Origin of the sequence: Nocardia sp. NPDC051750 (genome assembly GCF_044453135.1) — a bacterium.
In the GTDB taxonomy this organism is placed as follows: domain Bacteria; phylum Actinomycetota; class Actinomycetes; order Mycobacteriales; family Mycobacteriaceae; genus Nocardia.
On record NZ_JBITCK010000005.1, the window covers coordinates 59,188 to 71,651 of the forward strand.

Consider the following 12,464-nt stretch of genomic DNA (forward strand, 5'->3'; position numbering starts at 1 on the left):
CACCGAGGCGAAAGCCTCCCGCGATCCGCTCGCCATGAGCCATCGCCAGATCCTCGAAGCGATGACCGGACTGCTGGCCGCGTTGTTCACCGCGCTGCTCAGCACCACCATCGTCGCCAACGCCCTGCCCACCATCATCGCCGATCTCGAGGCGTCGCAGACGGCGTACGCCTGGGTCATCACCACGGCCCTGCTCACCAACGCCGCCTCCACCCCTATCTGGGGCAAACTCGCCGACCTGTTCAACAAGAAGACGCTGGTCCAGACGGCCATCGTCATCTTCGTCGTCGGATCGGTGATCGCCGGCCTCGCCCACAACGTCGGCCTGCTGCTTGCCGCGCGCGCCCTCCAGGGTGTCGGTATGGGCGGGCTCACCGCACTCGTGGTCGCCATCATCGGCAGTATCGTTCCGCCGCGCGAACGGGGCCGCTACTCCGGTTACATGGGCGCGGTCATGGCGGTGTCCATGACCGGCGGGCCGATCCTCGGCGGCGTGATCGTCGACAGCGCGCTGGGCTGGCGCTGGTGCTTCTACATCTGCATCCCGCTCGCCGTGATCGCCCTGTTCCTGCTGCAGCGCACGCTCAAACTGCCCACCGTTCGCAAGGACGACGTCTCCATCGACTGGCTGGGGGCCACCCTGCTCACCGCGGGCGTCTCGGTGCTGCTGATCTGGGTCTCGTTCGCGGGTAAGGCCGGCTACTACGAGTGGTTCTCCACCGAATCCGCGCTCTACGTCGGCGGCGGCGTGCTGCTGCTGCTCGCTACGGTGCTGGTCGAGGCCAAGGTGAAGAATCCCGTCATCCCGCTGAAGATCGTCACCGAACGCACGACCGCCCTGGCCATCATCGCCTCGATCGCCGTCGGTGTGGGTATGTTCGGCGCCACCACCTTCCTCGGCCAGTACTTCCAGACCGCCCGCGGCTACTCCCCCACCGCCGCCGGCCTGCTGTCCGCCCCGATGGTCGGCGGAATGCTGGTCGCCTCGGTGACCTCCGGCGCACTGATCACCCGGTTCGGCAAATGGAAGCCGTTCGTCGTCTCCGGCGCGGCCCTGCTGGTCATCGGCTTCTCACTGCTCTCCACCGTCGACCATGCCACCAATATGTGGCTCATCGGCACCTTCATCACCATCACCGGCGCGGGTGTCGGCATGATGATGCAGAACCTGGTGCTGGCCGTGCAGAACACCGTCAGCGTGCACAATATCGGCGCCGCCTCCAGCAGCGTCGCGTTCTTCCGCACCTTCGGCGGCGCCATCGGGGTCTCGGTCCTGGGCTCGGTCCTGGCCACCCGGGTCAGCGATCTGTCCACGACCCGCTTCGCCGAACTCGGTATCAACACCACCTCGTCCGGTAGCGGCAACCTGGATATCGGCGCCCTGCCTGCCCCCATCGCCGAAATCGTGCGATTTGCCTACGGTGACGCCACCGGCCGGATCTTCCTGATCGCGGCAGCCGCCACCGTGGTGGCATTCCTCGCCGCGGTCCTGCTCCCGAACCGTCCGCTGCGGCGCACGATCGATATCGAACCGCCGGCCGATCCTGCCGCCGCCACCGATATGGACCCGAAGACCGAGATCCCCGACGATCTCGCCGAACTCGACAACACCGCGGCCTACGCCGTGGCCGAGCCGGGCGCCCGCACCACCGCGGACGTGGCGGATCAGGATGCGGCACCGCAGCCGGAACGGACGCCGGTGGCCGTCGGCGCGGCAGCCGGACCTGTCCCGGTCGCACAGAACGGGCACGGCACGTATGCGGCCGCCACGGCCAAGACCCTGCCGGTCGCCGGATTCGCCGCGGGCGAACCCATGCGGGCGGCGGTCGACGGCCGCATCACGCGGGAAGACGGCCGGCCGGTGCCCGGCGCCGCGCTCACCCTGATCGACCAGCGCGGACAGCAGGTCGCCCGGGCGATCGGGTCCGGCGACGGCGGCTATTCGATCACCGCACCCGGGTCCGGGAACTATGTGCTCATCGCATCCGCGGCCGGGCACGGACCCACCGCGGTCAACGTGACCGTCACCGACCATCCCGTCCGCGCCGACCTCACTCTCAACGGTCTCGGCGAACTATCGGGCACCGTCCGCCGCGCCCCCACCGGGGAACCGCTGGCCGGTGCCACCGTGACGGTGACCGATCAGCGCGGCGAGGTCGTGGCAACCGCCGCATCCGACGGCAACGGCGCCTATGTGTGTCACGGCGTGGCCCCGGGCAGCTACACGCTGGTCGCCGTCGCCGACCATATGCGACCCAGCGCCACCGCCCTGACCGTTCCGGACAGCGGCCTGCTGCGCCACGATATCGACCTGGCGCCGATGGCCGTACTCACCGGATCGGCCCGGACCGAGAGCGGACGCCTGCTGGAAGATGTGCAGATCACCGTGCTCGACGCCGCGGGCGAGGTGAACGCCACGGTACGAACCGACGAAAACGGCCGCTACGTCGTGACCGATCTGCCCGAAGGGCAGTACACGGTTGTCGCCCGCGGCTACCCGCCGATCACCGGGCAGGTCTCGGTGACCGGTGCGGAAGCAGGCTTCGACGTACGGCTCGGCTATGGAACCGAGGAAATCTCATGATGCGGTCACTACGCCTGCGCCCCGGGCTCCGCCGACCGGATGCAACGCTTGGGAAGGAGCGCTCATGACCGGGCTGACCGCTCGTATTCGCAACGCCGACAACTGGCCGGTACCGGAGGCGGTACTGACCGTGACCGACAGCACCGGACGCCAGATCGGGCGCGCGGTCGCCGACGGAACCGGGACCGCGGCCACCGGGGCCCTGCCGCCGGGCCTGCACACCGCGGTGCTCACCGCGCCGGGGTACCAGCCGCTGGCCCGGACCGCCCAGGTCTCGGCCACGGGAACCGGTTCGCTCGGCGATATCACGCTCGTCGCCGTGCCGGAATCGGTCGCGCTGCCGCTGTCGGGACCGTGGACGATCGACCCGGTGCATTCGACGGTGATCGCCACCGCCCGCCACCTCGGCATCTCGAGTATCAAGGCCCGGTTCGCCGAGATCGGCGGCCGGATCGATATCGCCGAACCGTTCGAACGCTCACGCGGGTACGCCGAGATCAAAGCGTCCTCCATCGATACCGGTATCGGGATGCGCGACGACCACCTGCGCTCGGCCGATTTCCTCGACTCCGAGCGCTACCCGCTGATCTCGTACACGGGCAACGGATTACGCCGCACCGGTAGTGATACCTGGGTGATGTCGGGCGAGCTGAACCTGCACGGACAGCGCCGGCCCGTCGACCTCGACGTCACCTACGGCGGCTTCGGACCGGACCCGTGGGGCGGTGTGCGAGCCGCCTTCCATGCCGAAACTGTGCTGCGCCGCGACGATTTCGCGATCGACTACAACGCGATGGTGCGCGCGGGCGTGGCCGCCGTCGGCACCACGGTGAAGCTCGACCTGGATATCCAGGTGGTCCAGGGCGAGCAGCTGCCCCAGATGTAGCTCGCAGTGGTGGATCGGGCCGGCCTGCGCATCGCGCGGGCCGGCCCGATCAGTCCCGGGCGGGTTCGAGCGCGCGGATCACCCGGGCGGGATTACCCACCGCGACAACGTTCGCGGGCAGGTCGCGAGTGACCACGGCACCGGCGCCCACCACCGTATTGTCCCCGATCGAGACTCCGCCGAGGACGATGACGCCGCCGCCGAGCCACACATTGTCGCCGATCGTGATCGGCTCGGCGGCCTCCCATTTCGCGCGGCGCAGCTCCGGGTCCAGCGGATGGGTGGGCGTCAGCAGCTGCACGGCGGGCCCGATCTGGACATCCGCACCGATCGAGATCGCCGCGACGTCGAGAGCGACGAGCCCGAAATTGGCGAAACTGCCCGCCCCGATCGTGATCCCGCCGCCGTAGTCCACCCGCAGCGGCGGGCGTATATCGACGTCCTCCCCCACCGAACCGAGCAACTCGACCAAGAGTTCACGCCGGCGCACCGACTCCCGGGCGGGGGTCGCGTTGTACTCATCCGTCAGCTCCATCGCCCGCAGGCTCAGTGCGCGGAGCTCCGGATCGTCGGCCAGGTACAGGTCCCCGGCGAGCATCCGTTCCCGCATCGACCTCTCGTCCGCCATCCGTCGAGGATAATCGCCGTGCGCGCCGGCACCGGGGTCTGCCCACGTCGCCCGGAACGGGAAGGCCGCCACCATCGGGTCGAAGACGACGTCTGGAATATCGCCGCCCTCGTCCTCGGCCTCGTCGGAGGCAATGCCCGCCGCGCCACCTCGGCGGGCCGACCACCGCGCACCTCGGCACGGTCTGTGCGACCATCGGATATCGTCGGCGAACCGTCATCGAGGAGCGCGCCCGTGCCCATGATCGAATTCCCCGCGCCGCGCGGTCCGCTGCCCGGCTACCTCGCGGTGCCCGGATCCGGCGGGCCCTGGCCGGCCGTGGTGGTCGTCCACGATGCGTTCGGGTTGTCGAGCGATATCCGCCGCATCTCGGACCGTTTCGCATCGCACGGCTATCTGACTCTCGCCCCGGCTCTGTACCGGCGGGGAAGCCGGGTCGGCTGTGTGGTGCGGACGTTGCGGTCCCTCGCCGAGGCGCGCGGTGATGCCGTCGACGATCTCGTGGCCGCCCGCGATCATCTGGCCGCCGACGAGCGGTGCACCGGCCGGGTAGCTTCGGCCGGTTTCTGTATGGGTGGGGGCTTCTGCCTGTTGCTGGCGCCGCGCGGGGTCTTCGACGCGACCGCTCCGAATTACGGGGTCGCGCCGCGAGGTCTGGACGAGTTGCGGAACGCGTGCCCGACGGTGGCCAGTTACGGGGCACGCGACCGGATGCTCCCCGGCGCCGCCGCGCAGCTCGAACAGATCCTGACCGACGGTGGCGTCCCCCATGATGTGCGCGAGTATCCGGGGGTGGCGCATTCGTTCATGAACAAATGGCCCACGCCCGGGCCGCTGCGGGTGGTGGAGCGCACCGCGGGACTCGCCTACTCCGAACCGGAGGCCGAGGACGCCTGGCGGCGGATCACGGCCTTCTTCGACGAACATCTGAAAGAGTCCGAAACCGGTTCGTGAACGGGCACTACATCATCATCATCGCCCCGAACATCAACATCATGAAACCCATGAGTGTGTAGAACATTTCGACCGCCTCCAGTGTCCGGGTTGCGCCCGAGCTCCGACCCGGACGCGCAACAATACCGCTATCCAACGGTACGCCGAACAGCGATAAATAAGCGGCGAGCCGGTATTCCCGGCGACGAGAAACAGGGAAGGCTCCGCGCGCGGGCCGCTCAGGTACCAGGCGTCCGCCTCGACGTTCCGGCCGCGACCCGGATCCACCTCCGGCAGACGGTGCGCGGCCGATGTCAGGCGGCGGCGAGCAGATCCACGGAATCGGCGAGGGCCTGCTCGCGCAATGAATTCAGCGTCCGGGCCAGGATGCGGGAGACCTGCATCTGGGAGACGCCGAGCCGGGTAGCGATCTGGTTCTGGGTCAGGCCGCCGAAAAACCGCCAGACGAGTATCTGCCGCTCGCGGCGCGGCAACTGTTCGATCAGCGGCCGGACCGTGATGGCATCCTCGAGCAGCTCATAGCAGGGCTCGTCGCGGCCCAGCCGGGTGAGTACGGCGGGGGGCGACGTCTCGTCGTCGTGGTCGCGCACCGCGGCATCGAGGGAATTGCTGGTATGCGCATTACCGGCGATCAGCGCCTGCGTGACGTCGGTCAGGCCGACCCCGAGCTCAGCGGCGATCTCCCGCGCCGTCGGGACCCGGCCGAGACGCTGGTACAACGCTTCGGAGGCAGGCCCCACCCGCAGATGCAGTTCCTTGGTGCCGCGCGGTACCCGCACGGCCCAGGTGTGGTCGCGGAAGTGGCGGCGCACTTCACCCATGATCGTGGGCACGGCGAACGAGAGGAACGAACTGCCGCGCGTCACATCGAAGCGATCCACGGCCTGCACCAAGCCCACGCGGGCGATCTGGAGCAGATCGTCGAACACCTCCCCGCGACCGTTGAACCTGCGCGCGATATGTTCGGCCAGCGGCAGGCCGAGGTGCACGATCTCCGCGCGCAGCTCCTCCCGTCGCGGGTCGTCGGGTGCCAGTGCGGCGAGTTTGTCGAACCAGGGTTCGAGATTGTCGTAGCTGTCGCCACCCTCACCGCGCCCGGGACGGGCACGGCCGCCGCGGGCAGTGGGCTCGTCGATGACGGCTGCGGTCGTTTCGTTCATCGTGGGCTCCTCGGGTGTTCCCAATCGGCTCGCTGATCGGCTCGACTACGGGAGGAATACCCGATTCGGCGTGACCGAAACGTTACCTACCCCCGGGGGCACCCACCGACTCCGGCCGGACACCCGGAAAAGCACTGTTACTCAGGGCAATTCATCGACGAGAAAATCTGTCCCCCGCCCGCCGATCGCCCCGAGGGGCTACCATCCGCCGATATGCACGATCCGGTCGAGGTCCGCGCGGGCGCCGGGTTTGAAATCCGTGCCCTTCGTGTACGCGACCGGTAGCAACGCACCCTGGGACACCTTGTCGTAGGGGATGCCCAGGATGTCGGCGGCTTCCCGCTCGTACTTCAAATGCAATGTGGTCCACGATGTTCCGAGGCCCCGGGAGCGCGCTGCCAGGCAGAAGCTCCAGGCCGCGGGGAACAGCGACCCCCAGTAGGACGCGGTCTGCGCACTGGGCGCATCGTCGACCCGCCCCGCCAGGCACGGCAGGACCAGCACCGGTACCTCCCCCATCTTGTCGGCCAGGTACTGCGCCGAGCCCGCGATCCGCCGGCGGGTCGCATCCTGTTCGGTATCCCCGCTGACCTGGTTACCCGGGAAATATTCGGACGCCGCGTACTGCTCGAACGCCTTCCGGTAGAGCTCGCCCAGCGCCCGGCGCTGTCCCGGGTCGGTGACCACGACCCAGTGCCAGCCCTGCCGGTTCGACCCGCTCGGCGCCTGGACCGCCAACTCGATACATTCACGGATGATCTCGATCGGCACGTCGCGCTCCAGATCGAGCCGTTTACGTACCGCCCGCGTAGTGGACAGCAACTCGTCTACGGACAGGTCCAATTCCCTCGGCACAGCAGACTCCTTCACCAATTCACGGCACAGGCACCCGCGACCGGATATCGCGTGGTACCGGCGGTCCCTGGGAAAGATACTCCGGGCCGCGCCGTCCGCACAGCTACCGGCCCCAGGCGCAGGTCCGGCCGAAGGTAGGTACCGCGGTCATCACCACACACCGAGGATCGGTGGTTATGGACGACGAGAAGAAACTCCACACCGCGGACAGCACGCCCGCGCGGCCGAGCCGTTCCCGCCGGGCGTTCGTGGGGCTGGCCGCCGCGGCGACCGGCGCTGCCGCGGTGACGGCGGGCACGACCGTCCCGGCCTACCTGCGGACCCCGCCGACGGCGCCGCTGCCGGCGGCCGCCCCGGGCGGCCGCTACACCGGGAAAGTCGTCGTGGTCACCGGCGGGACTCCGGTATCGGCGAGGCGACGGTGCGGGCCTTCGCCGCAGAAGGAGCGTCGGTGGTGTTCTGTGGACGGCGCGAGGACTTGGGGCGTGGTATCGAGCGATCGCTCGGCAGGGCAGTCCGGTACGTCCGGGCCGATGTCCGTGTCCCGGACGAGGTGGCCGGCCTGTTCGGTACCGCTGTTCTACCGCCTGCTCTTGCTGGTCGTACTCCCTGCGCTGCTGGGCGGTTATCTCGCGACCCTGCGGCACCGCGCCGAGGTGGCCGAACGCAACGCGGCGCTCTCAGCGCAGGCGGCCCGACGGGCCGAAAAGGCGCAGATCGCCCGCGAGCTGCACGATATCGTCGCCCACCAGGTATCGGCGATCCTGGTGCGCGTCGGCATGGCACGCCACCTGCCCGAACTGGGCCCGGACCGGACAGCACAGTTGCTCGGTGACATTCACGGCACCGCGGACGCCGCCCTGCGTGATCTACACGACCTCATGCGGGTGCGCATCGACAGCGACATCACCGCCACCGGCATGAAGAGTGCCGGTGGTTTCGGGCTCGCGGGTATGCGCGAACGGCTCGCGACGGTCGGCGGTGACCTGCACTACGGGCCGGTCGGCACCGGCTGGCAACTGTCCGCGTCGATCGACCGGCGGGCGGCTTCGTGATCTCCGTGCTGATCGTCGACGACCAGGCCCTCGTCCGAACCGGTCTGCAGATGCTGTGCGACAGCGCCGCCGATATCGAGGTGGCGGCAGAAGCGGACTCGGGAGAACCGGCCGTCCGGCTCGCCCGCGACCTGTCTCCCGACGTGGTGCTGATGGACCTGCACATGCCCGGTATGGACGGAATCGAAGCGACCGCGGGGATCACCGCATCGGCGCCCGCGGCGCGGATCGTGGTGCTCACCACCTTCGACGACGACGATCATCTGTACCCCGCACTGCAGGCGGGTGCGTGCGGATTCCTGGCCAAGCACGCCGCACCGGACCGGATCCTCGCCGCGATCCGGGCGGCCGCGAACAACGAACGTCCCTTCAGCCCCGAGGTACTCGCCCGTCTCGTCGGGCGGGCCGTCGCGCACAGTACCGCCCCGGAACGGACTCCACTCACACCCCGGGAGCGGGCCTACAGTATTCCTACGGGTGGCCCTCCGCGTGCCTGATCTGTTCGCGGGGACGGGCGAAACGGATGGTCTCCCAGGCGATCAGCAGCACCAGAACCGCGCACAGGACGGCCAGGGACGCGAGCGCGGGCAACGCCGCGGCCAGCGGGATCAACGCCGCCAGCAGCGCGATCGCGACCACCCGCGATACGGTGACCTCGCCCGTCGCGTACGCCTTGAAACCGACCAGGCCGATCAGGTAGAGGACGACACCGCCGTACAGCGCGAACAGCGGGATGCCGTACAAAGCATCGGTGAGGGTGTGGTGGGAACTGTCCCCGACGTAGTACAGCACCTTCTTCAGGCCCAGCGACAGTGCGATCACACCGGCGATCATCGGGAAATGCCAGTAGGTGTAACAGTTCCGCGCGATCTTGATCTGCCGGTCACCGGATGCCGCGGCCAGGGCGTGTTCCACCGACAGCGCGGCGACATCGAAATACGCCCACCACAGCAGCCCGGAGATCGCCAGACCCAGCAGGGATCCGACCGCGATCGGCCAGGAGATGGGCAGGGCCGCCACTCCGATCCCGATGGAGACGATGGATTCGCCGAGCGCGACGATGACGATCAGCCCGTAGCGTTCGGAGAAATGCTTGGCCGAGTTCACCCGCCAGCCCTCACCCGACAGCAGGGTCCACACCATATCGCCCGCTATCGCGGCGATCCACAGCCAGATCTGCGCCGCGCCCGAGGTCGTGGCCGCGACGACGAGCAGCGCGGTGCCGATGGTGATCGACCCCGCTCCCCAGCGGATCACCTGCGTGCGCAACTGCCGGTCCTGGGCACTGGCCAGCCAGAACATCGCCAGGTGCACGAGGCGGGCCACCAGATAGGCGACGGCGAACACCAGCGGCCCGGACCAGCCGCCCGGCAGATCCTGGAATGCCTCCGGGATGGTCAGTGCGGCGATGAACGCGGCACCCATCGCCGCGAACATCGCCACCCGGGCCAGGCCCTCATCGGCGCGCACCACATTGCCGAGCCAGCTGTACGCGATCCAGACCCACCACATCACCGCCAGCACCAGCAGCGCGCGCAGCATGTTCACCGCACTGGTGTCGTCGGCGGCCAGGTCCGTGACCTTGGTGAGCGCGAAAACCAGCACGAGATCGAAGAACAGTTCGAGCTGGGTGACCGCGGCGCCCTGAGCGACCGGCCGCAATCGCATCCGCTTGGTTCCAGTCATACGGCAGATCCTCGCATCCGGCGGCGTCCGGCGCAGCACTGCCCGGCCTCCTGGGCAGGGAGTACGCGGCCGGCGCCGGACAGCATGTTTCATCCGCCGGAAATCGGTCACGCGGTCGGTGGAAGCTACCGGACGGATCGTGCGGCCCGGCCGCACGCCGAGAACGGAGGACGGATGTCTACCAGCGATACGATCGCCCAGCTGCACCAGGACATCACGACGGCCGAAGACGCGGGTGACGAAGCAGCGGCCGCCCGGCTCCGGCAGGAATTGGAAAAAGCCCTGCGCGAGGCCAAGGATCCCAGCAAGACGGCCGACACCGAATGAGCAACGGGACCGCTCGGTGACCGACCGGGTGGCCCGCCGGACACGACCGGCGGACCGCTCGGTGAGTCCCCCGATCCGGAACCGAGACACGGCGGCGCGCGGGTCGCGCCCGTCCTCGCGACGGCCCTGCGGCAGGGCGCCCACCGACCGCTTATGATCTTGGTCGGGTATTGGCAATGAGGAGTGGGTACCGACGTGGGATCCGCGGCCCCAGGTCGCGGATACGGCGGTAGCCCCGCCGATTCCGCGCCCGGACGTCCGTCCGGCAGCGCTGAGCACCGGAGACGACTGTCCCCCGGCTCAGGTGCCGGCACGGCACCGAACTATTCGCGAATCATCGCCGCCCATCACTTGCACGATCACGTTTCCGATGGAGGAATTGTCATGTCCAGACGTGTGCCCGGGTTCCGTTTCCGTGGCCTGATGACCGGCGTCGTCGTGGCGGGCTGCGCCGCACTCATGCTGTCGGGCTGCTCCGGCAGCGACTCGTCGAGTGCCGCGGACCCGGCCTCCCCGACGTCCACGGTTGCGGGACAGGCCGGAACCGACGACGGCGGCGACGTCTCGTTCGATGCCGAAATCGGTGACTGCGTCACACTGTCGGGAACGATGATGGATGCCGAGATCGACCACGCGACCTGCGGCTCCCCGGAGTCGAACTACAAGGTGGTCGCCAAGACCCCGACCCAGGACGGGTGCGCGTCCGACGTCGACCAGACCTACTACGTGACGCTCGGCGGCGAAGAGCAGGGCGCACTGTGCCTCGATATCGACTGGGTCGAGGGCCAGTGCATCACGATTCCGTCCGGCATGGACAGCCCCACGCACAGCCCGTGCACGCCGGGCACGCCCGACACCGTCCGGGTTGTCAAGATCCTCACCGGCACCACCGATGAAGCCGGCTGTCCCGCCGAATCGACCAGCTACTACACCTACGACGAACGCCTGCTCGTCACCTGTGTCGCCGAGGTCTAGCGATACCCGGTAACCGAACAGCGTGGGTGGCCCCCCCGGACTGTCCGCGGGGCCACCCACGTTTCGTGCGGACAACCGTTCAGCCGGAGCCGATGGTGACTCGTATTCCGGACGTGTTTCCGGAATACGGTGGCCTCTCCGCGGTGGTTCGTCACCGGCACGGAGTGCCGGCACATGGGCCCGTAAAACGCGCATCCGGGCCCGGATCATCCGAGTAGCCTCGCAGATGAGCAGGAGATCAGCCTCGACGGCAGACCCGGTGGTATCGAGATGCGCGACGAAATGAACGATGAGGCCGCGAGCGCGGGCGGGTCCGCGGTAACCGATATCCCGGTTGCGGCGATGCTCAGCGTAGTGCCGCAGTGGTGCACCGCACCGACCGGCGTCCTGATGCCCGATCCGAGCCCGCACAATCTCCTGGAGTCCGAATGAGTTCACCCGCCCCAGCCGTCGCGGTGCTGGGCGCCGGTCTCCTCGGTGACCGGATCGCCGAGCGGATCCAGGCCCGCCCCGACCTCGAGATGGCGGCGCGGAGTGCCGATTCGACGGAACCGCCCGCGGGCACCGGGTGCGTCGTCTATGTCCCGTCGTTCGCCGAGATCGCCTCGAAGACACCGGAAACCGTGCTCCCCCGGCTGCTGCGCGACGGCTACAACGTGATCTCGACGGCGCCGTTCGACAGCGATATCCGGGCCGGTGAGCTCCGCGACGCCTGCCGCGCCGGGGATTCCACTTTCCACGCGACCGGCGCCTTCCAGACCACCATCCCGGCCCGTCTCATCCGGTCCCTGGCCGAGGTCACCCGGGATATCCGCCGCGTGGAAATCGTCGAGGAACTGGACCTCCCCGGCACGGGTGTCTACCCGTGGGGCGCGGTGACGGAGACCGGTATCGGCACACCCGATACCGCGGCGGCGGCCTGCGCCGCGGTGGTGGACGGTTACTACACGGCCGGGCTCCGCGTGGTCGACGAGGTCGTATTCGGCGGCGCGGCCGGTGCTGTTGCGATACCGAGCCATTCGGTCGACGTGGTCACCGGCAGGGACGGCCTGGTGGAGAAGGTCATCGTCGCCCGCGACCTCGGACCGTCACTGAGCTATCGCTCCGTCTGGTCGGCGGCCACCACGGACCGGGCGCCCCTGCGCTACCGGCTCACCACGACCACGGATTCCGCGAAGGGCACGGCGAACGTCCGGTTCCGCTGCACCGAGGGGCTCCATCCGGCCGATCACCTGACCTGCGGCAATGTCGTCGAAGCGATCCGCCCGGTGCACGCGCAGGCCGCCGGCATCGCCCCTCGCGACCTCGCGATCACCCACCTCGTCCCCGACGATCGGCTCACCGGCTGAACCGA

The 12,464-nt window shown here is 68.8% G+C and carries 14 protein-coding genes and 1 pseudogene; 11 read left to right on the plus strand and 4 right to left on the minus strand.

Annotated elements, in window-relative coordinates; all coding sequences use genetic code 11:
* Nucleotides 1-34: 34 nt before the first annotated feature.
* From ACIA75_RS22030 to ACIA75_RS22040, 3 genes and pseudogenes are all read left to right on the plus strand, one after another.
* Nucleotides 35-1,529, plus strand: a pseudogene (locus ACIA75_RS22030) (MDR family MFS transporter); the annotation flags it as partial.
* A gap of 284 nt (nucleotides 1,530-1,813) precedes the next feature.
* Complete coding sequence (locus tag ACIA75_RS22035) at nucleotides 1,814-2,584, plus strand: collagen binding domain-containing protein (protein ID WP_397107974.1); 771 nt, start codon at nucleotides 1,814-1,816, stop codon at nucleotides 2,582-2,584.
* Between the two features lie 64 nt (nucleotides 2,585-2,648).
* Nucleotides 2,649-3,470 (plus strand): YceI family protein, encoded by an 822-nt coding sequence (locus ACIA75_RS22040; RefSeq protein WP_397106856.1) that lies wholly within the window; start codon nucleotides 2,649-2,651, stop codon nucleotides 3,468-3,470.
* Nucleotides 3,471-3,519: 49 nt separating this feature from the next.
* On the opposite strand, the gene ACIA75_RS22045 is transcribed toward ACIA75_RS22040, so the two are convergent.
* On the minus strand, nucleotides 3,520-4,098 hold the full coding sequence (locus tag ACIA75_RS22045) for a sugar O-acetyltransferase (RefSeq protein ID WP_397106858.1): 579 nt from the start codon (nucleotides 4,096-4,098) through the stop codon (nucleotides 3,520-3,522).
* Between the two features lie 240 nt (nucleotides 4,099-4,338).
* Here ACIA75_RS22045 and ACIA75_RS22050 point away from each other — a divergent pair, with 240 nt between their 5' ends.
* Nucleotides 4,339-5,052: a dienelactone hydrolase family protein gene (locus tag ACIA75_RS22050; RefSeq protein WP_397107976.1), complete on the plus strand. Its 714-nt coding sequence runs from the start codon at nucleotides 4,339-4,341 to the stop codon at nucleotides 5,050-5,052.
* Nucleotides 5,053-5,345: 293 nt separating this feature from the next.
* Here the strand turns inward: ACIA75_RS22050 and ACIA75_RS22055 are convergent, their stop codons facing one another.
* Nucleotides 5,346-6,212, minus strand: coding sequence for an RNA polymerase sigma factor SigF (locus ACIA75_RS22055; RefSeq protein ID WP_397106860.1), 867 nt, complete (start codon nucleotides 6,210-6,212; stop codon nucleotides 5,346-5,348).
* Nucleotides 6,213-6,410: 198 nt separating this feature from the next.
* A complete protein-coding gene (locus ACIA75_RS22060) occupies nucleotides 6,411-7,067 on the minus strand; it encodes a nitroreductase family protein (RefSeq protein WP_397106862.1) in 657 nt (218 codons plus the stop codon).
* Between ACIA75_RS22060 and ACIA75_RS22065 the strand changes: the two genes are divergently transcribed.
* Genes ACIA75_RS22065 through ACIA75_RS22075 form a run of 3 tightly spaced genes read left to right on the plus strand, consistent with a single transcriptional unit; the run spans nucleotide 6,967 to nucleotide 8,619 of the window.
* Nucleotides 6,967-7,902 carry an SDR family oxidoreductase gene (locus ACIA75_RS22065; RefSeq protein WP_397107978.1) on the plus strand — a complete coding sequence of 312 codons (936 nt, stop codon included), beginning with the start codon at nucleotides 6,967-6,969 and terminating at the stop codon, nucleotides 7,900-7,902. The two genes, ACIA75_RS22060 and ACIA75_RS22065, sit on opposite strands and share 101 nt — an antisense overlap.
* Nucleotides 7,784-8,122 carry a histidine kinase gene (locus tag ACIA75_RS22070; RefSeq protein WP_397107980.1) on the plus strand — a complete coding sequence of 113 codons (339 nt, stop codon included), beginning with the start codon at nucleotides 7,784-7,786 and terminating at the stop codon, nucleotides 8,120-8,122. Before ACIA75_RS22065 ends, ACIA75_RS22070 begins: the two co-directional genes overlap by 119 nt.
* A complete protein-coding gene (locus ACIA75_RS22075) occupies nucleotides 8,119-8,619 on the plus strand; it encodes a response regulator transcription factor (protein ID WP_397106864.1) in 501 nt (166 codons plus the stop codon). The genes ACIA75_RS22070 and ACIA75_RS22075 overlap by 4 nt, the downstream gene beginning before the upstream one ends.
* Here ACIA75_RS22075 and ACIA75_RS22080 read toward each other — a convergent pair.
* Nucleotides 8,594-9,808 carry a low temperature requirement protein A gene (locus tag ACIA75_RS22080; protein WP_397106866.1) on the minus strand — a complete coding sequence of 405 codons (1,215 nt, stop codon included), beginning with the start codon at nucleotides 9,806-9,808 and terminating at the stop codon, nucleotides 8,594-8,596. The two genes, ACIA75_RS22075 and ACIA75_RS22080, sit on opposite strands and share 26 nt — an antisense overlap.
* 174 nt (nucleotides 9,809-9,982) lie before the next feature.
* Here ACIA75_RS22080 and ACIA75_RS22085 point away from each other — a divergent pair, with 174 nt between their 5' ends.
* From ACIA75_RS22085 to ACIA75_RS22100, 4 genes are all read left to right on the plus strand, one after another.
* Complete coding sequence (locus ACIA75_RS22085) at nucleotides 9,983-10,135, plus strand: hypothetical protein (protein ID WP_397106868.1); 153 nt, start codon at nucleotides 9,983-9,985, stop codon at nucleotides 10,133-10,135.
* A 384-nt stretch (nucleotides 10,136-10,519) separates the two neighbouring features.
* On the plus strand, nucleotides 10,520-11,110 hold the full coding sequence (locus ACIA75_RS22090) for a hypothetical protein (RefSeq protein WP_397106870.1): 591 nt from the start codon (nucleotides 10,520-10,522) through the stop codon (nucleotides 11,108-11,110).
* 270 nt (nucleotides 11,111-11,380) lie between these two features.
* Nucleotides 11,381-11,542, plus strand: a complete 162-nt coding sequence (locus ACIA75_RS22095; RefSeq protein WP_397106872.1) for a hypothetical protein — start codon at nucleotides 11,381-11,383, stop codon at nucleotides 11,540-11,542.
* A complete protein-coding gene (locus ACIA75_RS22100; protein ID WP_397106874.1) occupies nucleotides 11,539-12,459 on the plus strand; it encodes a hypothetical protein in 921 nt (306 codons plus the stop codon). The genes ACIA75_RS22095 and ACIA75_RS22100 overlap by 4 nt, the downstream gene beginning before the upstream one ends.
* Nucleotides 12,460-12,464: the final 5 nt, after the last annotated feature.